Raw genomic sequence first — 19887 nt, 5'->3', positions numbered from 1 at the left:
ATTAATTCATTTTTGTAATCTTGTATTCCTCTTTCATACTCAAGTTATCACCTATTAGAAAGAAGGACTGTTTCATGATGTATATCTCATTTATTTTGTTAGGAGCAACCATCGGCATTCTCTCCGGCTTTTTCGGAATCGGTGGCGGCATCATCCTTACCCCACTTTTATTGATTCTTGGCTATGAAGCCAGCACCGCGATCGTCCTCAGTCTGTTACTGACACTCGGATCGACCGTGACTGGTACACTATCACATCTTCGATTAAAAACTTTCCGTTTTCGCGATGCCGGGATCATTGGTCTGTCCGGGATCATCGGTTCGGCGTTGATCACACCAGTCGTCTTTTGGCTCGAGCGTCATGCTGGTGCTGATGTCGTCTTATCAAGTCTCTACATTTTCTTACTGATTGGTTTTTCGATTCAATTCCTTCGTCCCCGTTCAAAGGAACGTCCGTCTTTTCCGGTCCATGATGCTTCCGTAGTGAAGCTCGCTGTCATCGGACTTGCTGCCGGAATTCTCTCGTCATTGATGGGTGTCAGCGGTGGATTTTTGTTGACGCCTCTCTTGCTCGGATGGGTTCGTTTTCCGCTCAAACAAGCAATCGGAACGAGCATCGCCTCTGCGACATTGATCGTTCTCGGAGGAGTGACGAGTTATGTCGCTTCCGGAACCAGTGCTCCGTTATCACTCGGGATCGCCTTAATCATCGGTGCGTTCATCGGCTCACCACTCGGTGCTTCACTCTTGCATCGCTTCAATGAACCGTTCGTCCAAAAGACATTAGGAATCTTTTATGGCGTCGTCGCCTTAAGCGTCATTGTCAAAGTGTTCGGTCTTCCTTATCTGTCACTTGTCTTGCTTGCTCTATTCACACTTAGTTTGTTAAGCGTCTTCGGCTACCGGATTCTTAAAACTGCCTAAATGAAAAAGCAGCTGACGATATGTGTCAGCTGCTTTTTTGCGTGCCCAATGATTAACGCACGCTTTCTTCTTTGATTTTTTGTGGTTTCATGATTTTTGCCTCTTTTTTCTGACGCATCCGTTCCGCATTCATCAATCCCCCTAACATCAGGACGACAGCGGACAAATAGAACCATGTCATCAAGACGATGATTCCGGCAAGCTGACCGTAAAGACGATCGTAACTACCGAACTCAGCGTAATAGGAGAAAAATTCCGAGACGACTTGCCAGGCAATCGTTGCAAAAATGGCTCCAGGGAGTACCTGACGAACCGTTAGTCGGACACTCGGTAAGATCCGATACAATAAGATGAAAAAGACAAGTAAGAACAACGTCCCGAGTCCCCAACGGAATAAGAACCAGATCCACGAATAGTTCGTCACGAAATCAGCGACGATTGCAAAGTGATTGATGAAACGTCGTGTTAACTTTTCTGAAATCGGAACAATCAATGAAATCGGAAGGATGATCATCATCCCGATCGTAAAGGCGAAGTCTTGCAACAGTCCGCGCCAGAATGGCGCTTTTCGTGTCACTTCGAGCGCATCGTTTAGCGAGCGGACAAGCGACTGGACCGACATTGAAGCGAGCCAAAAGGCGGCAAGGAAACTGATTGAGGCAAGCTTGAAACCACCCTGATCAAAGATTCCGACGACGTTCCGCTGAATCAAGTCGTACGTTTCTGCTGGAGCAAATGGTCGAATTAAGTCCAGCACGTTATCCGACGTAAACGGTAAGAACGAGACGATGCCAACTACAAATAATAAGAACGGAAATAAGGACAACATCAGATAATAGGCGAGCTGAGCCGATTTATCAAAAAAGGCTTCGCCAAAAAAACGGGCAAATACAGGTTTGATTAAAGACATACATATTTCCTCACTTTCAACTAATTCTCTACACTATCCCCCATTTCGTACTTCCTTTAAACTTTTGGAAGTCTTTTGAACTTATAACAACCTTATACATCATTCAAGTTTGGCGCTTCGTTTCCTCGCGGGGTACACTAAGAACAGAGAATGTATCGTGCTTGTTTTTCAGAAAGGATTTCGATTCGTGTACCCACTCACTCAAACAGAAGCAGAACGCTTCTTTACTTCTTATATAGAACAATACCCTGAAATGTCCGTACGTCAGCAAGAAGTCATTCGTTCCATCGAGAAGACGGGAACATACGAGCAAACGACTTCCGAGCTGGCGTTCGGTGCCAAGCTTGCTTGGCGCAATAGTAACCGATGTGTCGGACGTCTCTTTTGGGAACAACTCCATGTCTTTGACGCACGGGATGCGTTGACCGTCGAAGCGGTCCGCGACGCGTTATTTGAGCATATCCGGTTCGCGACGAACGAAGGACGGATTCGCTCGACGATCACGATTTTCCATCCGGCACGTGTCCGGCTTCATAATCACCAACTGATTCGTTATGCAGGTTATGAGACAGCAACAGGAGTCATCGGCGATCCGGCTTCCATCGACCTGACGCGCCAATGTGAAGCACTTGGTTGGACCGGAGCGCATACACCGTTTGATATCCTGCCCCTGTTGATTGAACTCGATGGACAAGTCAGCCTGCATCCGATTCCTGACGAGCTCGTGCTTGAAGTCACCATCACGCATCCTGACTATGATTTGTTTGGTGGTCGCGAAGTCCGCTGGTACGCCGTACCGATGATTGCCGATATGCAGCTCGAGATCGGTGGCATCGTCTATCCGTGTGCCCCGTTCAACGGATGGTATATGGGAACGGAGATTGGTGCTCGTAACCTCGCTGATACGGATCGTTACGATCTCTTGCCGCTCGTCGCGACTCAACTCGGTCTGAACACCTCGCGTGAACGTTCGCTCTGGAAAGACCGGGCGCTCGTCGAATTGAACGTTGCCGTACTCGAATCGTTTGAACGTGCCGGTGTTACGATCGTCGATCACCATACGGCTGCGAAACAATTCGCTCGTTTTGAAAAAAACGAAGCATCATGCGGTCGCGATGTTACAGGGGAATGGTCCTGGCTCGTGCCTCCGATGAGTGGGGCAACGACGCATATGTTCCATAAGGACTATGATCCGGAGATCAAACGACCGAACTTCTTTCCAAAATCTACACAGACGGCACCTGTGACCGGCTGTCCGTTTCACCAAGGAGCCTTGAAATGAATTATGTCGAACAGTTACGTCAAAAAATCGGTCATGACCCAGTCATTCTCGTCGGTTCCGTCGTCCTCGTCGTTCAGAACGAGCACATTTTGCTCGAACAACGCAACGAAGCCCAAGCCCGCTTCGGTTTGCCCGGAGGATTGATGGAATGGGCGGAATCACCGGAAGAGACCGCTCGTCGGGAACTCGAAGAAGAAACCGGCTTACAAGTGGAACGATTAACGTTACTCGATGTCTACTCCGGTCCGCAATACGTGACGACGTTAGCGAACGGAGACGTCTTTCAAAGCGTCACCCTCGCCTACATCGGTGAACATCCGATTGGAATGTTAAAACAAAGTGATGAAAGTATCAAGCTCCAGTTCGTTCCGCTCGACGACTTACCGGATCACTTAGTGGGTTCTCACGCTCGAATGATTGAAGACTACAAAAACCGCCGCTAAATGAATAGCAGCGGTTTTTGTTTATAGCGACTGACGCATGATATATTGTTTCAAATCCCGCTGAGTCCATCCTTCAGAACGTAATGCTTCCCACACCCGCACATCTGTTGATTGATAATGATAGGTCGTGCCTGGTAAACGACGGACGATTTCTGTCGCATGTCTTGCTTTGTGTTCTGCGGGACCGATGACTGACAAGAGTGATGATCCGGCTATTGCCACTACACTTTCTTCTAATTGATAATAATCCGTTTGTAATTGCTGCATGACATGAGGATCTTGCTGCCAGATGTATTCCCCTTGTCCATGATATTGTTTTAAAAACTCCACTTCTTCGATTGTCGGCAGAGCGGCTTCTTGGCGCTCATCCGTTAAATGAAAATAACCGATTTCTCCAACGATCTTGTAATCAAGCAATTCATACAAGCGAATTGCCGGATCGTTCCCTTGAATGACTTCAAGCATCAGACCATCCATTCCGATTTCTTTAGCATGACTCAGTTGTGCTTGATACAAGGCTTTAGCGATCCCTAGTCGTCGATACTGCGGTGAAATCCCCAGTCCTCCACACCGCATGATGCGTTGACCCTCGATTTCCTTCCAACCGTTCAGCCAAAGACCAACCGGTTTTTCTCCATGATAGGCAACGAATGAATGCTCCAATTGATTCCCATCTCGTTCGATGATGCGCTCTTGGAATTCTGCTTCCGATAAGTGCAGTGGAATCAGATAATCTTGGAATCCATCCTGCATCGCTTTGTAAGCTGTCTTTACGTCAGGTGCGCGTTGAATATGAATCATCGAAAAACCTCCTTTTCCACTGAGCTGTTTCGCTTTCGTTCGCCTAATTTCCTGCATACAAAAACACCCTTGTCACCAAGGGTGTTAGTCGATTCATTGATGAAGTTTCGAACGCTTACGTCCATATCCGAAGTACAACAGTAATCCAATGGCTGTCCAGATAAAGAAGGCAATCCACGTGAATGGTTGTAAGTTGAACATGAGCATGATACAAGCAAGGACTGACAAGATCGGTAAGACTGGGACGAACGGAACCTTAAAGGCGCGCTTCAAATCAGGACGCGTCCGACGTAGGACGATGACCGCGATCGAGATGAGCGAGAAGGCTGCCAGTGTTCCAATGTTAATCAATTCAGCAAGTGTACCGAGTGGCACGAATCCAGCGATTAAACCAGCAGTCGTTCCGAGAATCCATGTTGCTTTGACTGGTGTGTGTGACTTTTCATTGACGTCTGAGAAGACTTTCGGTAATAATCCGTCACGGCTCATCGCGAACAAGAGACGGACGAGACCAAATGTCATGACGAGGATGACCGTCGTCATACCAACGATAGCACCCAAATCGACGAATCCAGCGACCCAGTCTTGACCTGCGACTTTTAAGGCAAGAGATACCGGACTATCGACGCCTTCAAACTGTTTAAACGGAACAATCCCGACCATGATGGCAGAAACGATGACATACAGAACAGTAACGATCGCAAGTGATCCTAAGATCCCAACCGGTAAGTTACGTCCCGGATTTTTGACTTCTTCTGCTGCTGATGTGACGGCATCAAATCCGAGGTAAGCAAAGAAAGCAATTGCTGAAGCCTGTAAGACACCACTCATACCGAATGGCGCAAACGGTTTGTAGTTGCCCGGTTCGATGTACCAGATCCCGACGACGATGAACAGGACGACGACAGCGACTTTAACGAGTACCATGATGTTATTGACGCGTTTTGTTTCTTTAATACCGAGTGAAAGCAAGAGCGTGATGATCATCAGAATCAAGAACGCCGGTAAGTTGAAGAACGTCTCGCTTCCTGGTACAGCACCTGGAGCAGCTGTCAAAGCTGTTGGCAAATGTAATCCAAAGCCCGCTAAAAGTGACTGGAAGTACCCTGACCAACCGGTTGCAACGGCACTCGAAGCAAGTCCGTATTCCAAAATGAGACACCAGCCGATGATCCAGGCAATGACTTCGCCAATCGTAGCATATGTATACGTATATACACTACCTGAGACAGGAATCATCGACGAAAATTCGGCATAACAGAGGGCTGCTAATGCACAGACAACGGCAGAAATAATGAATGAGATCGGTAAAGCAGGTCCTGCGTAAAGAGCGCCCGTTCCTGTCAGAACGAAAATTCCGGTTCCGATGATGGCACCGATTCCAAGTAAAATAAGATCAAACCCTGATAAATGTCGTGCCAGTTTTGAATGTTGTTTCATGTCCATCATGACACTGACATCTTTCTTGCGAAGCAAACTCATGTTTCATCCTCCGAACTTTTCTATTTTTTCTGAATATTCAAATCATTGAGTGAATTGACTTTCTAATCATAACAAACGATGTCAAGTTCGATAAGTCTTTTTTTTGTATTTTTTCACAAAGTGGTCAAACCACTTTTGTAAAATGCAATAACGCTTTGATGCATAAACGTAAAAAACCTTTCCTTCAGAACAAAGGAAAGGTTTTTTATCATTACATTATGGGCGATCGTTTGGATGATCGAGGTTAGGACCTTTATGATCGTCTGGATCGATCGGGTAATCATCTTGTTGTGCTAAATCATTTTCTGGTAATGCACCTTTTGGTGTACCATGTGTTGTCTCATCTGTTGAAGATGAACGAGCTGAACGCGGTGTACGGTCTGGTGTGACATCATCAGCTGCTTGTGAAGCTGCACCTTTTGCTGCATCTTTTAAGTTCGGTGATGATGAAGTTGATGCTGACTTACTTGGAAGGTTCGATGTGTCGACTTCCGTATTTTCTGCTTTCTTCTGTAGACGATCGAGGTAACGCGATGCATTATCACGTCCACCAAGACCAAAGGCAAGACCGAAAGCAAGTGCAAGTGCCCCTAGGATCAAGATGAAGGCCGAGTTAACGATCGTATCAGCAACACCAAGTTGATCAAGTGCCATGAAGACAGCAAGCGCAAGAATCGCATACTTCGCAACGCTTGAGAGGACTTTCAGTTCAGAGTTGCCGAACAGGCTGTCCATCGTACGTTTGACGAGGTTGCTGACGATGATCCCGATTGCGAGAATGATAATCGCTGTTAAGACGCTCGGTAAGAACGCAAGGACGGCACGACCGAGGTCGACCATGAAGTCAAGACCAATCAAGTTGAAGGCTTCGACGACGAAGAGAACGACGATGACGATCTCAACGAGTGCACCAACGATGGAAGCTGGTGATGTAGAAGCTTGGTTTGCATCCCACGTACCGATTTTCAAGTGACGTGTCAGGTTGTTGAAACCAAGACGTGATAAGAGATCCGTAACGAATTTCTTGATGAAACGTCCGACATAAAGACCGACAAGAATCAGAACGATACCGACGATGATGTTTGGAATCATACCGAGGACATCGTTCAACATGTTGATCGCTGGTCCTGTGATTCCTTTAATATTCAATTGATCAAGTGCTGAAATCGTGATTGGAATCAGAATCAAGATGAAGACGACTGTTCCGAGAATCGACGAAAGTGATTTCGCATCTTTTTGATCCGTTGACCCAAGGTTGAAGCGAGCTGCGAATTTATCTGTTCCAACAGCATGAAGGAAATTCGTCACGATATCGCGGACGATTTTCGCTACGAGGAAGCCGACGAAGAAGATGGCTGCCGCCGCAATCAAGCGTGGAATAAATCCAAGGAATGACGATAACAATTGGCTGAACGGCTGAGAGACACTCTCAATGTTCAACGCATCGAGGACACCCGGTAGGAACAGAAGTAAAACGAGATAGAAGACAATTTCTCCCGCGATTTTCGGGTAAGACGATAAGTCCGTCTGACCTTGAAGCATCTTGTTCGAACGTACTTTATCGTTCGCCATCAGCTTCGTTCCTGCTTTGACAATGATCATACGGAGAACGACCGCGATGACGTACGCCAAGAGAAGGATAAGTGCTGCTTTCAAGATGTTCGGGATTGCCGCGAGTAATGTACTCATCGTATCTGCGAGTGGTCCAGCAATGATGTTCAGATCAAGGATGTTGAAGACCAAGATGAGAACAAACACCATGAGAACCCAAAAGACGACGGTCCCGATGATTTTTTCAGGTGTCCACTTCTTCTTCTTTGGTGGTGTACCTTCTTTTTGAGGTGCCAACTTGTTGACGACCCCAGACTTCTCTAACGCTTTTTGAATTCCGTTCGCAATCAGCTTGGCAATGAGCCAGCCAATCAAAAAGACGATGATCGCTCCAAGCAAGTTGCCGAGTGATCCGAGAATGCCGTTTAAGTTCAACGACGTTCCATTCCAAATGTTATTCATCCTGCCACACTCCTTCACCTAAATAAATTTATATATTTCTGACACTTCTTTAATTTCCCCAGGTAAAGGATTTATTAAACCCGTGTTCGTACCAGAATGTGGCGTTTCTTGTTTTCAATACAAAAAACTGGATGGCATATGCTGCCACCCAGTCCGTCGTATCATGATGTTTGTTGGTTCAAAACCGTGCGCATCGCTGCATATCCACCGTCAATATTAATGACATCCTTGAATCCGAGTGACTGTAATACACTAACCGCCATCCGGGAACGAACGCCAGATGCACAGTGAACAGCAAGCGGTCGATCCGTTGGCAGTTCATCCTGACGCGCTACTAATTTTCCTAAGAGAATGCGTTGTGCTTGATCGTAATGTTGACTGTCCCACTCTGTTTTATTCCGGACGTCGAGGACGTAGACTTCTTCTCGCTCTGCAGCTGCTAGCGCTTCTTCTGCTGCCCAGTCCTCATAACGTTCCGTTAACATCGATCCTGGTACCGCCTGATGATCTGCCCAGTGGGTGACGCGATCGAGTCCAATCGATTGGAGATCTCGTTGAATGGTTTTGCGTTGCTCTGGCGTCGACAGAATCGCGATATCATGGTCAAAATCGAGTAACCAACCAGCCCAAGTGACGAACTTATCATCATAAGGAATATTGATAGTTCCTGGAATATGTCTATCCCGGAACGACTGACCATCTCGCGTATCGACGATCTGCATCGAAGACGTCCACGCTGTTGGATCCTCGTTCGTCACGAGTTCTGGAATTTTAGTCGTCAAGGCGATGCCTTCTTTATTCACGCGTTTCATCATCGCGAAATAGTTCGGTGGTTCTGGTTGATCCGTCGTCAATTCTTTGATGAACGCAGTCTCATCCTCGGCTTGCAATGCCCAGTTCGTAGCTTTTTCATATCCGACCGTCGATGTCGGAACTGCTCCGAGTGCTTTCCCACAAGCACTACCGGCACCATGTCCTGGCCAAACTTGGACAAAATCAGGTAACGCCTTGAAACGTTTTAACGACGCAAACATTTGCTTTGCCCCAACGGCTGTCGTTCCTTTAATACCAGCTGCTTCTTCTAGTAAATCGGGACGTCCGATGTCTCCGACGAAGACGAAATCGCCTGTGAAGATGCCCATCGGTACTTGTTGATTCCGGTCGAATAATAAGAAAGAGATATGTTCTGGCGTATGCCCCGGGGTATGCATGACTTCAAGCGTCACATTTCCTACTTTGAACCGGTCACCGTCTTTAACAAGGACATAGTGAATATCCGAGACGAATTGATATTTCCAGTTGTCGTCTCCTTCATCTGACAGATAAGCCGTCGTGTCGTAACGTTTGGCAAACTCTTGTGTGCCCGAGACGAAGTCCGCGTGAATATGCGTTTCCGCCGTAGCGGTGATCCGGAGCCCTTCTTTTTCTGCGACCTCTAGATACGGTGTAATATTCCGGGCAGGATCGATGACGATCGCTTCTCCTGTCATTTGACACCCGACCATGTATGACGCCTGCGCTAATTTTTCATCATAGAAATATCGTAACAACATTGTGCATACCCCCTCTAGTGTATTAAACGATTGTTCCTTCGTAGCTCATCATACCGCCGCTGACATTCGTCACGTCGAATCCTGCTTGTTCGAGATACATCGCTGCATTCATGCTGCGACCACCAGATAGGCAGATGATATGGACCGGACGTGACGCGTCGAGTTCATCTGTCCGTTCTGTCAATTCGGATAACGGAACGTTTTTAGCTTCAGCGATATGTCCGCTTTCATACTCATCGGTTTCACGAACATCAATCAATTGGATGGCACTTTCGGTTAACACCTGCTGTAATTGTTCTGTCGTCATCTGTTTCATCAAGATTCCTCCTAGTAGATGCCTCTCGGCTGTTAAGTTGTTGAATTCAATATACCCCCTACCGTATATAAGTTCAAGAAAAATGCACACAAAAAAAGCAGCATCGTCTAAAAGACGACACTGCACTAACTTAAACGACTTCCTTTTCAGAGAATTGACTGTTGTACAGATCCGCATAAAAACCATCTGCCTCGAGTAATTCTTCATGTGTGCCCTGCTCGATGACACGCCCTTGATTCATGACGAGAATCAAATCGGCATCCTTGATTGTCGAGAGACGATGGGCAATGACGAAACTTGTCCGTCCTTCCATCAAGCGACGCATCGCTTGCTGGATGAAGACTTCCGTCCGTGTATCCACACTAGAGGTCGCTTCATCGAGAATCATGATCGGCGGATCGGCAAGAACGGCCCGCGCAATCGTCAACAACTGTTTCTGACCTTGCGAGATGTTCGAGGCTTCCTCGTTCAAGACCGTATCATACCCGTCCGGCAACGTCCGGATGAAGTGATCAGCGTGCGCCGTTTTGGCTGCCGCGATGATTTCCTCCTCGGTCGCCCCACTTTTACCATAAGCAAGGTTATCTCGGATCGTACCGTTGAAGAGCCACGTATCTTGTAAGACCATACCGAACGTCGTCCGTAAGTCTTCGCGTGACATCTCGCGGGTATCGATACCGTCAATCCGGATCGTTCCCCCGTTCAACTCATAAAAGCGCATCAATAGATTGATCATCGTCGTCTTACCGGCACCCGTCGGACCAACGATTGCGACCGTTTGTCCCGGTGCGACATCGATGTTCATATCCTCGATCAAGAGGTCGGTTCCGTAACCAAAATCAACGTGTTCGAACGCAACCGCTCCTTCAGCCCGCGTGAGACGATGTGTCGTCACTTCCTTGATCTCTTCTTCTTCGTCCAATAATTCGAAGACACGTTCTGCTGCTGCGACGGTCGATTGGACGATGTTCGCGATGTTCGCCGTCTGAGTGATCGGTTGCGTGAACTGGCGTGTATAGGTGATGAATGCTTGGATATCCCCGATCGAGATCGCCCGTTGCGTGACAAGAATCCCACCGACGATACTGATCAGAACGTAACTGATATTCCCGATGAACATCATCATCGGCATGATGATCCCGGAGATGAACTGCGCTTTACGCCCTGCTTCATACAATTCTTCGTTGACGGCATCAAATTGCTCGACCGCTTTGCGTTCATGTCCGAATGCCTTGACGACCGAGTGTCCGGTATACATTTCTTCGACGTGTCCGTTCAATTGTCCAAGCGTCCGTTGTTGGTCGGCAAAGTATTTTTGGGATCGTTTCAAAATCGGACGAATCGCAAAAATTGAAACGGGTAACGAAACGAGTGAAATCAGTGTTAACAATGGACTGATCGTCAACATCATGATCAAAATCCCGACGATTGTCACGATCGAGGTGATGAACGATGTCACACTTTGTTGTAACGTACTGCCGATCGTATCGATATCGTTCGTCACGCGGCTGAGTGTCTCCCCGTTCGGACGACCATCGTAGTATTTTAACGGCAGGCGTTCGAGTTTATGATTGACGTCCTCGCGTAAATCATAGACCGTTTTTTGAGCGATACCCGACATCAAATACTGTTGCAAGTAATTAAACAGACTACTGATGATATACAGTCCAGCGAGCCAGAGCAGGATCTGTCCGATTTTCGTGAAATCGATCGCCGCTCCCGGCACACCTTGGAACTTCGCATATGCCCCTTCAAACAATTCCGTGATTGCCGTCCCCATGATTTTCGGACCGGCAATCATGAAGACCGTACTGAGGATGGCTGCAAGGAAAACACCAACGAGTGCCGTCCGACGCGGACGCAGATACCGAAGCAAACGACGGAACGTTGCTTTGAAATCCTTTGGTTTTTCTCCGAGCATCATCATATTTCCGCCACCGGGACCACCAGGCGGAGGACCGCCGGCAGGTCGTTTTTTCTCACTCATGCGATTTCCTCCTCTGATAGTTGTGACTTCACGATTTCCTGATAGACGGCATTGTCAGCAAACAATTCATCGTGTGTCCCGATTCCGGCGACTTTCCCTTCATCCAGGACGATGATTTGATCGGCATCAATGACCGTGCTGACACGCTGAGCAACGATCAAGACGGTCGCTTCGCGCGTTTCTTCTCGTAAGGCTTTTCGAAGTGCGGCATCAGTTTTAAAGTCGAGCGCTGAAAAACTATCATCAAAGACATATAGATCCGGTCGACGAACGAGGGCCCGCGCAATCGACAACCGTTGTTTTTGTCCACCAGAGACGTTCGATCCACCTTGTTCGATCCGCGCGTCGTAACCGTCCGGCATCCGTTCAATGAAATCGGTCGCTTGTGCGATTTGTGCCGCATGTGCGACTTCTTCGTCTGTCGCATCCTCTTTCCCGAAGCGAATGTTTTCGGCGATCGTACCTGTGAACAGTAACGCCTTTTGGGGAACGAAGCCGATTTTCGACCGCAATTCCTCTTGCGGTACATCCTGGCTATCGACGCCATTGACGCGGATACTACCTTCCGTCACGTCATAAAAACGAGGAATCAAATTAACGAGCGTTGATTTACCGGAACCCGTTCCCCCGATCACAGCTGTTACTTCACCTGGTCGTGCCGCAAAGCTGATATCGGATAAGACGGGTGTCTCAGCTCCTGGGTAACGGAACGTGACACAATCAAAGATGAGCGTTCCTTTTTCACGATCGGCGGTTTGTGTGCCCTCATCAATCATCGTCGGAGTCATCTCGAGGACTTCATTAATCCGTTTCGCCGAGACGGCTGCCCGCGGAATCATAACGAACATGACCGACGCCATGACGAGAGCGAACATGATTTGCATGACGTACTGGATGAACGCCATCAAGTCCCCAATCTGCATACCACCATTGTCGATCCGAATTCCCCCGAACCAAATGACACCGACGACCGTCAAGTTCATGACGAGCATCATGACCGGCATCAAGAACGCCATGATTTTATTGACCTTGATCGAGACTTCTGTTAAATCCGCGTTCGCTTTCGTTAATCGAACCTGTTCATCGCGTTCCCGGTTAAAGGCACGGATGACACGAATCCCGGTCAGGTTTTCCCGCAGGACGAGGTTCAGACGGTCGAGTCGTTTTTGAACCTTCCCAAACAACGGAACCCCTTTCCACAAAATCAACAGGATTGAAATCACAAGGACCGGCATCGCCGCGACAATGACGAGCGATAGTTTGGCATCTTTTGAGACAGCCATGATCAATCCACCGATGAACATGATCGGTGCACTGACAACCATCCGTAACATCATGATGACGACTTGTTGGACTTGTGTGATATCGTTCGTCGTCCGTGTAATCAATGACGCCGTTCCGACTTGGTCGAACTCTTGCAGAGAGAACCGTTCGACATGGTTGAAGACTTGACGACGGATATCCCGTCCGAGTCCCATCGTTGCCTTCGATGAATAATAACTGGCGGCAACCGCGGCTAACGCTCCGATACCGGTAATCCCCAGCATGACGGCACCAATTTTCCAGATATACGCGGTATCGCCGGTAACGACGCCTTTATCGATGATGTCCGCCATCAGTGTCGGTAAATACAAATCGGACATCGACTGCGCAAAAACCAAGACGAGCACAGCAAGGACCGCCCATTTATAGACCGTCAACCGTTTGAGTAACTTAATCATCCGAACATCCTCCTTTCAGATCTGGACGTAAAATCTGACCGATTCCCTCAGCAATCACTGCGTGTGTTTCAAGCATCTGTTCGAATACGTCCGGGTCAATCGTCGCAAGCACTTGCTCCAGTTGACGTTGCATCCCCTTCTCTTGTTCCTTGATGTCAGTGACGAATTGCTGCCCTTGATCACTAAGCTTTAAGACGACTTCCCGTCGATTGTCGGGATTCGTCTCCCGAATGACCCAGCCCGATTGGACGAGACCTTCAATCGACTGACTGAGGGTACTTTTCGGTAAGTGCGTATGTGCGGCGAGCTCTTTTTGCGAGATCGGTCCACGCGGTGCAATCGTCATCAAGCTATGAAATTGCGGTAAACTAAGTCCGTTTTCCTGTGCCGTCTGATGCGCTGCTCGGACCAGATGGCGCTGGACATTCCAAAACGACTGCATCATCGCAGTCGAACGGGTCGTTTCCGTTTGATCCATCTTGTTTCGCCTCCTTGTTCCATTTCAAATCGTTCCAAAAGGAACAATTACTTATATGAATTAAATTACGCCGATTATTTTTGATTGTCAACGAAAAGGCAATGTGAAAAATCACATAGTTTTTGCTATGCTCAAGGAAGACAAGGAGTGAGCATAGATGAGACATGAAATGGGATTATTTGAAGAACCGTTTCGTTCGATTGAACAAGGACGAAAGACCGTCGAGATTCGATTGAATGATCCAAAACGGCAACAGGTAAAAGTCGGTGACCAGATTCAGTTCACCCATGCGGAAACGAGCGAGACGCTACTTGTTCGTGTAACAAAACGACAGGTCTTTCCTGATTTCCGAGCGCTTTATGAACACATACCGAACGAAGCTATCGACTGTGTCGGTTGGTCGCTCGACGAACTCGTGACGTCAACCTACACGATCTATTCACCAGAAGCTGAGCAACAGTACGGGGCACTGGCTCTTCACATCGAGTTGCTGTCATAAAAAAACGTCTTTTCTACAGTCAGCGTAGAAAAGACGTTTTTTGAATTCATTCGGGTTCGACGTGAACGTGAATATCATAAACTCCGTATTCTTCCGTCAGCGTATCCTCAACACGTGTCGCAATATCGTGCGCTTGATGGATGTTCAAGGTGGAGTTGACGAGGATGACGACATCAACGACTTCATTGTTGCCGTAGTTGCGTCCTTTGATGGACTTGATGCCTTTGACACCTTCGAGATCGAAGATGACATCTTCGTACATCTTCAGTTTCTTCTCATCAAAGCCATCCGTCAGTTCGTGTGACGCTTCCGTGAAGATGTCCCATGCTGTCTTACAGATCAAGAAGCCGACGATGATCGCGGTCACGACATCAAGCCATGGCATGCCGAACTGTGAACCGACGATCCCGATCGTCGTCCCAACGCTGACCCACGCATCAGATAGATTATCTTTTGCCGCTGCCATGACGGCTTTACTTTCAATCTCTTCGGATAACTTCTTATTGTAGCGGTAGACGAAGTACATCACGAGAGCTGAACCGATTCCGACGTATGCCGCGAGAATATCCGGTGATTCCTGTTTGCCTTCGAACAATGTCGAAATCGTATCAATCAAAACTTGAAGACCAACTGCCATCATAATGAAGGAAGCTACGAGTGAGGCAATCGTCTCACTTTTCCAGTGTCCGTACTTGTGATCGTCATCTGCCGGACGTTGTGAAATCCGTAAGCCGATCAAGACGGCAATCGACGCGATGATGTCAGTCGCATTGTTTAAACCGTCCGCCCGGAGTGCGGCAGAGTCTGCTGTATAACCAATGATTAATTTTAAAGATGATAACAAGATATAGGCCGCGATACTGATCATTGCACCGCGTTCGCCGCGTTTTAGATTATCGTATTTTTGTTGTTCCATTCTCGTCGCCCCCACTTTCTCTGCGATTAGCAAACCTCATCGTACCAGTCGGAAATCGAGTGGGTCTAGAGAAATCATTTTGTTTAAAACTAGGTAATTAACAAATACGCAATAATGTTTCCCTATACCAAAATGAATTCGATTGAGTCATGTGGCTCTTTTTAAGAAAATCGGTAGCATTATCTTAAAGGGCAACCAACTTTTTTGACTTATCAGACTCTTTGACGAACATAATTCGTGCAAGTTCTGAAGGGAATCGGTAGACTAAAGGTACAACACCAAGAGGAGGAGTTCTCACAATGGCAGAATTCATTAAGAGTGAAGAAACATTCAAGGAATTGATTTCAAGTGATGCACCGGTCATCATCAAGTTCGAAGCAGACTGGTGCCCGGACTGCAAACGGATGGATTACTTCATGCCGGACGTCGAGTCACAATTCGACCACTTACCAATCCATACGATCGACAAGGATGAGTTCCCTGAAATCGCATCGAACCATGATGTCATGGGAATCCCAAGCTTGCTCGTCTTCAAAAACAATGAAAAACTGGCCCACTTACACAGTGCAAATGCCAAAACACCAGAAGAAGTTACAGCATTCCTGAAACAAAACTTTAACTAAGTAAAGAACCTAACGCTACGGCGCCAATTTCTTTGGTTAAAGGACAAAATGCAATTTTTCTCTATAAACGAGAAAAATTGCATTTTTTAATTCATTTCGTATATTGCTTAAAGATGCAAGAAACGAGCTCTATTAAACAATAATTTTTTGACTCCTTATTATCTAAATTAAAATAAAGTGTGATTATAATCTAAAAATAATAAGGTAGAAAATAATCTTGAGTCTTAATCATTTTTAAAACATGATCATAATCCTCTTCCGAAATTTCATTATTTCTTAACCTAGTACGTAAAATCGATGTAAGACCATCAATAAAAGAACTTTTATTTTTAAATGGAACTAAATTCATTTCTACTATAACTCTTTCTTTATCAGTTGAAAATTTTACTTTTTTAATAATAATAACTTTTTTATTCTTTACATTAATAAAATCAAAGTATACTGAGTTTTTGTTTCGTCCAATATAACTATTGATTGCTATAGTAATCAAAATAATACTTGATACCACTTGAATTAAATGTGTTGAAAGCCATACAAAATTTCGATTTGATAAAGGAATTAGTGCTTCAGGAAAGGATATATTTAGGATAGCAACAGATAAAGAGTACTCTATAGTTTTCCACCAGGGTATTGAAAAATTCGTACACCAATTAAAGATAGAGTTATTGGTGAGAAAAGATGTATTCAATTGATAAATTGATGCGGCTAAAAAACAGATCTCAATTACACTTTTAATAGCAAGTATTATTCTATCTTTAGTAGTTAAAAAGCTATTTTTATATCCATTTCCCATTAAATCGCTAGAGAACGCTTTTCCGATTTCAAATGTTCTTAATACCATTCTTATAAATATCATCCAAATTAAAAATTTGAGAATAAGACTATCTAATAGAGATGTATTCACTAAATAAATAAACAGAAAAACTATCAAAAAAATCACAATACTGATAATTAAGTTATTATAGTTTCTCGTCTTTATATTTTCAGTTCTAGCGTCCATTATTTTTTCCGTGTAACTTCTTTTGTTATTTATATATTGGTCCTTTAAAAATTTTAAATCTGATATTAAATTTGATTCTTTTACTTCTTTATTTGCGTTATCGATAAAGATTTTAAAATCCTCATTTAACTTTAAATCAAGGGAATTTACACTTTTGAAAGATTCTCTATATTTATCTGGTTTTATAAATGCTAAATTCAAATTTTTTGAGAAAAAGTCTAATATATCTGTAGCATTTCTTGAAGACTTAATAAATATTGAATTAATAATCACTAAATTCTCAGCATTTTTTTTGGATTGATCAGCAGCTAAAAACTCGCTAAAAAATAATCCACCAATTAAATTTTTTATTTTCGATTTTTCATCTAAAAGCATATACACTACATCACGAACAATATAGAACGAAGGAAGTATAATTGAAACAAGAACAAGAATTATTACAAGAATCTCTTTTTCTTTACTATTGAAAATATTATCAAAAATAAAAATTATGTAACTTGTCAAAAATATGATATAGATTTTTTTCTATTATCAATAAATCGACGTGTAACTGCATTCCAAGAATAAAATATTACAGTTATAAATACAGCAATTAATAATACTAGTAAAAATGTTAGTATGTTGCGATACGTAATTTCAAAATATATACTTAACAAGCTAGTTGCAAAAAGTAGACCTAAAAACGATAAAACTTTACTGTACTGCTCTACAAAACCATCTATAGAAACGACTATTGATGTATATTTTGGGATATATAGATATCCATCTAGTCTCGAAAATAAACTAAGGACATAAAACGTTAGACATTGAAATGCTATAAATTCAAAATAGTCAATCTTATAATCAGATATCCATTTAATTATTTGATAAATCAATATCATAAATAAAAATACAACGATGTATGAAAGCACAGCAATTCGAGATTTTCTTTTTTGAGTCATGAATTCGCTCCACTCTGCTCTTAATAAATTGTAACAGTAAGAGCTAATTTGAATTTTCTTATAAAATATTCCAAAATACTTCATCATAATTTTTTTTTAGCTAACTTTAAGTTAACAACGTTAAAAAATAACCTGACGTGCAACGTCAGGTTATTTTTTAACGTTCACACGCGATACCGTCTTTATCCCGGTCGCTCTTCGTGTTTAAGTTATACGTCGCAAGGCTCACGTATGCTTTGTACTTTGTTGCTTTGTAGATCGGTTTTCCGTTCTTGTCATACCCTGTCCGATTTTTTAGACCCGCTTTTTTCGCGACGCCGCCTTTGTACGTCTTCTGCATTTCCGTACAGTTCTTAAAGGCTTTTGCTTTCGTTGCCGCTTCACTGGCTGCTGGAACATGGATCAAGGCGAGACTGACGACACCCGCTAGTACGAGCCGACTCCATTTTTTCATAGGGACTCCTCCTTCTTTCAAAAAACAACGATTCGTCTTTTGATTATAAGAGGTCATTTTTAGAAATTGTTTCCTTTTTTCATTTTTACGTCAATGTTTTTTAAAATCGGACGATCAACGAATATAGGTCGAACTGACGAGGTCGTCTTTTAAGATTGACGTCGGAATCTTAAACTCGACGATGCCCATATATCCTGGAGCGATACTGTACTCATCAAACGACAGGACTAATTTGTGGTCTGCCGTAATATAGAAGTTTTGCTTCGCTGAAATCTGTTTGAACTGCTCGTCCTTCGATACATCTGGTGTTCCTTCGACGAAGTAAACCTTTCCTTCATCTGCCTTCATTTGGCGACGCATCTCTTCTTTTAGATAATCACTGATTGTCGTGATGTATCCGTCATCCTTGAACAAGGACGGTAACGTCAGGATGAGCTGTTGTTTCTTATCAACCGTATCGTACTGGACGCTTTCCGCTGCACTTGCCCGTGTCTCGGTGACGGTTCGCCCGATCGACAACAAATCGTCCGTATCCGTCTTAACGTCATAACGGCTATCGACGGCAAATGCCCCTTCCTGTCCGTTCGTCTCCTGTTTGAACTTTTCATAGAGCGCTTGTCCTTCCGCGATATACTTTTCGTTCAGTTGTTGCTCGAGTGCCTTATCCGGTAACGTCACTTGAGGCGCTTCGATATCAGCCGACTGTTGTGTCTTCGTCTCTTTCCAGTCGATCGTTACGATCTCGGTCAGTTGACCGAGGACCGGCACCTTCGCCATTGCGTCTGCAAATGATGTATTGCTATTTAATCCACCAACGAATAATATGATCGCGGCCGCTGTAATCAAAACGGATCGTTTCGTCCGTGAGGGACGAATCCGGTGCTCGACTTGAGCAATCATCGCTTCGAGTTCTTTTGGGACCGGTGGTTGTTGGTAAGCCTGTTTCAGATCATCGAGTTTGTTCGACATCTAGATCATCTCCATTCAATTTCATTTTCAGTAATGTCAGTCCTTTATAAAGTCGGGACTTGGTCGTACTTAAATTCAGCTCTAAAATTGTCGCGACGTCTTTTAAGATCAAATCCTCGAAATAGTGCAAGATGACGACTTCCCGGTACATGACCGGTAACTCTTCTAGTGCTTGTCGCAAATCGGAATCCGGATATGTATCTTCTTTTGTTGCGACGAGTTCAATCAATCGATCCGTATCGTAACTGACGCTATGCTGCCGCTTCCGAATCGCATCAATCGCTGTTCGTGTCAAAATCTGATAGAACCAGGCTTTCATCCGTTCATCATCTTCAAGTCGGTCGAGTGATTGTAACGCTTTTTGGATGCTGTCTTGGATGACATCCAAACTATCCTGTTCATTTTTCATATAACTGTAGGCTAACCAGTATAAGTTCGGTTTATATTGCTTCAAAAAACGGACGAATGCTTTTTCCCGTTTTCTGATTTGGCGAGAGGTCATAGGCCGCGGCTCCTTTTTTCGATATCGTTCTGTGTATACATCATTAAGACGGGCGAGTCGAGAAAAAAGTTGAC

Annotated in this window: 19 protein-coding genes; 5 read left to right on the top strand and 14 right to left on the bottom strand. The window is 44.9% G+C overall.

Features of this window, described 5'->3' with window-relative positions; genetic code table 11:
* Nucleotides 1-74: 74 nt before the first annotated feature.
* Entirely contained in the window at nt 75-923 is an 849-nt protein-coding gene (locus tag P401_RS0116425) for a sulfite exporter TauE/SafE family protein (RefSeq protein ID WP_029343309.1), read from the top strand.
* 52 nt (nt 924-975) lie between these two features.
* Here the strand turns inward: P401_RS0116425 and P401_RS0116420 are convergent, their stop codons facing one another.
* The gene (locus tag P401_RS0116420; protein WP_023466934.1) at nt 976-1833 is read right to left on the bottom strand and encodes a YihY/virulence factor BrkB family protein; all 858 of its coding nucleotides are present in this window, start codon (nt 1831-1833) and stop codon (nt 976-978) included.
* A gap of 187 nt (nt 1834-2020) precedes the next feature.
* On the opposite strand from P401_RS0116420, the gene P401_RS0116415 reads away from it, so the two are divergent.
* Nucleotides 2021-3115: a nitric oxide synthase oxygenase gene (locus tag P401_RS0116415; protein ID WP_029343308.1), complete on the top strand. Its 1095-nt coding sequence runs from the start codon at nt 2021-2023 to the stop codon at nt 3113-3115.
* Nucleotides 3112-3558, top strand: a complete 447-nt coding sequence (locus tag P401_RS0116410) for an NUDIX hydrolase (protein ID WP_029343307.1) — start codon at nt 3112-3114, stop codon at nt 3556-3558. Before P401_RS0116415 ends, P401_RS0116410 begins: the two co-directional genes overlap by 4 nt.
* A gap of 21 nt (nt 3559-3579) precedes the next feature.
* Here P401_RS0116410 and P401_RS18150 read toward each other — a convergent pair whose 3' ends face one another.
* From P401_RS18150 to P401_RS0116370, 8 genes are all read right to left on the bottom strand, one after another.
* The gene (locus P401_RS18150) at nt 3580-4359 is read right to left on the bottom strand and encodes a GNAT family N-acetyltransferase (RefSeq protein WP_051656337.1); all 780 of its coding nucleotides are present in this window, start codon (nt 4357-4359) and stop codon (nt 3580-3582) included.
* A gap of 93 nt (nt 4360-4452) precedes the next feature.
* A complete protein-coding gene (locus P401_RS0116400; protein ID WP_029343305.1) occupies nt 4453-5841 on the bottom strand; it encodes an amino acid permease in 1389 nt (462 codons plus the stop codon).
* Between the two features lie 216 nt (nt 5842-6057).
* The gene (locus P401_RS0116395) at nt 6058-7854 is read right to left on the bottom strand and encodes a mechanosensitive ion channel (RefSeq protein ID WP_034786178.1); all 1797 of its coding nucleotides are present in this window, start codon (nt 7852-7854) and stop codon (nt 6058-6060) included.
* Between the two features lie 161 nt (nt 7855-8015).
* Complete coding sequence (locus P401_RS0116390; RefSeq protein ID WP_029343303.1) at nt 8016-9407, bottom strand: MBL fold metallo-hydrolase; 1392 nt, start codon at nt 9405-9407, stop codon at nt 8016-8018.
* Nucleotides 9408-9429: 22 nt separating this feature from the next.
* Complete coding sequence (locus P401_RS0116385; protein WP_029343302.1) at nt 9430-9723, bottom strand: rhodanese-like domain-containing protein; 294 nt, start codon at nt 9721-9723, stop codon at nt 9430-9432.
* Between the two features lie 130 nt (nt 9724-9853).
* Nucleotides 9854-11710 (bottom strand): ABC transporter ATP-binding protein, encoded by a 1857-nt coding sequence (locus P401_RS0116380; protein WP_029343301.1) that lies wholly within the window; start codon nt 11708-11710, stop codon nt 9854-9856.
* Entirely contained in the window at nt 11707-13431 is a 1725-nt protein-coding gene (locus P401_RS0116375) for an ABC transporter ATP-binding protein (protein ID WP_029343300.1), read from the bottom strand. The genes P401_RS0116380 and P401_RS0116375 overlap by 4 nt, the downstream gene beginning before the upstream one ends.
* Complete coding sequence (locus P401_RS0116370; protein ID WP_029343299.1) at nt 13424-13909, bottom strand: MarR family winged helix-turn-helix transcriptional regulator; 486 nt, start codon at nt 13907-13909, stop codon at nt 13424-13426. The genes P401_RS0116375 and P401_RS0116370 overlap by 8 nt, the downstream gene beginning before the upstream one ends.
* Nucleotides 13910-14066: 157 nt before the next feature.
* Here P401_RS0116370 and P401_RS0116365 point away from each other — a divergent pair, with 157 nt between their 5' ends.
* The gene (locus P401_RS0116365) at nt 14067-14408 is read left to right on the top strand and encodes an ASCH domain-containing protein (RefSeq protein WP_029343298.1); all 342 of its coding nucleotides are present in this window, start codon (nt 14067-14069) and stop codon (nt 14406-14408) included.
* A gap of 46 nt (nt 14409-14454) precedes the next feature.
* On the opposite strand, the gene P401_RS0116360 is transcribed toward P401_RS0116365, so the two are convergent.
* Nucleotides 14455-15324, bottom strand: a complete 870-nt coding sequence (locus P401_RS0116360; RefSeq protein ID WP_023466924.1) for a cation diffusion facilitator family transporter — start codon at nt 15322-15324, stop codon at nt 14455-14457.
* Between the two features lie 299 nt (nt 15325-15623).
* Between P401_RS0116360 and P401_RS0116355 the strand changes: the two genes are divergently transcribed.
* Nucleotides 15624-15947, top strand: coding sequence for a thioredoxin family protein (locus tag P401_RS0116355; RefSeq protein ID WP_023466923.1), 324 nt, complete (start codon nt 15624-15626; stop codon nt 15945-15947).
* Between the two features lie 190 nt (nt 15948-16137).
* Here P401_RS0116355 and P401_RS0116350 read toward each other — a convergent pair whose 3' ends face one another.
* From P401_RS0116350 to P401_RS0116330, 4 genes are all read right to left on the bottom strand, one after another.
* Nucleotides 16138-17322, bottom strand: coding sequence for a hypothetical protein (locus P401_RS0116350; RefSeq protein WP_152548204.1), 1185 nt, complete (start codon nt 17320-17322; stop codon nt 16138-16140).
* A 723-nt stretch (nt 17323-18045) separates the two neighbouring features.
* Entirely contained in the window at nt 18046-18342 is a 297-nt protein-coding gene (locus P401_RS0116340) for an excalibur calcium-binding domain-containing protein (RefSeq protein ID WP_029343294.1), read from the bottom strand.
* A 114-nt stretch (nt 18343-18456) separates the two neighbouring features.
* Nucleotides 18457-19311, bottom strand: coding sequence for an anti-sigma-V factor RsiV (rsiV, locus tag P401_RS0116335; protein WP_029343293.1), 855 nt, complete (start codon nt 19309-19311; stop codon nt 18457-18459).
* Entirely contained in the window at nt 19292-19813 is a 522-nt protein-coding gene (locus tag P401_RS0116330) for an RNA polymerase sigma factor (RefSeq protein WP_029343292.1), read from the bottom strand. Before P401_RS0116330 ends, rsiV begins: the two co-directional genes overlap by 20 nt.
* Between the last annotated feature and the right edge of the window lie 74 nt (nt 19814-19887).

Origin of the sequence: Exiguobacterium acetylicum DSM 20416 (assembly GCF_000702605.1) — a bacterium.
In the GTDB taxonomy this organism is placed as follows: domain Bacteria; phylum Bacillota; class Bacilli; order Exiguobacteriales; family Exiguobacteriaceae; genus Exiguobacterium_A; species Exiguobacterium_A acetylicum.
This window is presented reverse-complemented; position numbering and strand designations above follow the sequence as displayed.

What these genes read in the sequence shown, in the direction of transcription:
- P401_RS0116400 (WP_029343305.1), bottom strand. Translation starts at nt 5,841, where the DNA reads ATGAGTTTGCTTCGCAAGAAAGATGTCAGTGTCATGATGGACATGAAA.
- P401_RS0116340 (WP_029343294.1), bottom strand. Translation starts at nt 18,342, where the DNA reads ATGAAAAAATGGAGTCGGCTCGTACTAGCGGGTGTCGTCAGTCTCGCC.
- P401_RS0116350 (WP_152548204.1), bottom strand. Translation starts at nt 17,322, where the DNA reads ATGCTTTTAGATGAAAAATCGAAAATAAAAAATTTAATTGGTGGATTA.
- P401_RS0116390 (WP_029343303.1), bottom strand. Translation starts at nt 9,407, where the DNA reads ATGTTGTTACGATATTTCTATGATGAAAAATTAGCGCAGGCGTCATAC.
- P401_RS0116370 (WP_029343299.1), bottom strand. Translation starts at nt 13,909, where the DNA reads ATGGATCAAACGGAAACGACCCGTTCGACTGCGATGATGCAGTCGTTT.
- P401_RS0116365 (WP_029343298.1), top strand. Translation starts at nt 14,067, where the DNA reads ATGAGACATGAAATGGGATTATTTGAAGAACCGTTTCGTTCGATTGAA.
- P401_RS0116355 (WP_023466923.1), top strand. Translation starts at nt 15,624, where the DNA reads ATGGCAGAATTCATTAAGAGTGAAGAAACATTCAAGGAATTGATTTCA.
- P401_RS18150 (WP_051656337.1), bottom strand. Translation starts at nt 4,359, where the DNA reads ATGATTCATATTCAACGCGCACCTGACGTAAAGACAGCTTACAAAGCG.
- P401_RS0116385 (WP_029343302.1), bottom strand. Translation starts at nt 9,723, where the DNA reads ATGAAACAGATGACGACAGAACAATTACAGCAGGTGTTAACCGAAAGT.
- P401_RS0116330 (WP_029343292.1), bottom strand. Translation starts at nt 19,813, where the DNA reads ATGACCTCTCGCCAAATCAGAAAACGGGAAAAAGCATTCGTCCGTTTT.
- P401_RS0116360 (WP_023466924.1), bottom strand. Translation starts at nt 15,324, where the DNA reads ATGGAACAACAAAAATACGATAATCTAAAACGCGGCGAACGCGGTGCA.
- P401_RS0116425 (WP_029343309.1), top strand. Translation starts at nt 75, where the DNA reads ATGATGTATATCTCATTTATTTTGTTAGGAGCAACCATCGGCATTCTC.
- P401_RS0116410 (WP_029343307.1), top strand. Translation starts at nt 3,112, where the DNA reads ATGAATTATGTCGAACAGTTACGTCAAAAAATCGGTCATGACCCAGTC.
- P401_RS0116380 (WP_029343301.1), bottom strand. Translation starts at nt 11,710, where the DNA reads ATGAGTGAGAAAAAACGACCTGCCGGCGGTCCTCCGCCTGGTGGTCCC.
- P401_RS0116375 (WP_029343300.1), bottom strand. Translation starts at nt 13,431, where the DNA reads ATGATTAAGTTACTCAAACGGTTGACGGTCTATAAATGGGCGGTCCTT.
- P401_RS0116395 (WP_034786178.1), bottom strand. Translation starts at nt 7,854, where the DNA reads ATGAATAACATTTGGAATGGAACGTCGTTGAACTTAAACGGCATTCTC.
- P401_RS0116420 (WP_023466934.1), bottom strand. Translation starts at nt 1,833, where the DNA reads ATGTCTTTAATCAAACCTGTATTTGCCCGTTTTTTTGGCGAAGCCTTT.
- rsiV (WP_029343293.1), bottom strand. Translation starts at nt 19,311, where the DNA reads ATGTCGAACAAACTCGATGATCTGAAACAGGCTTACCAACAACCACCG.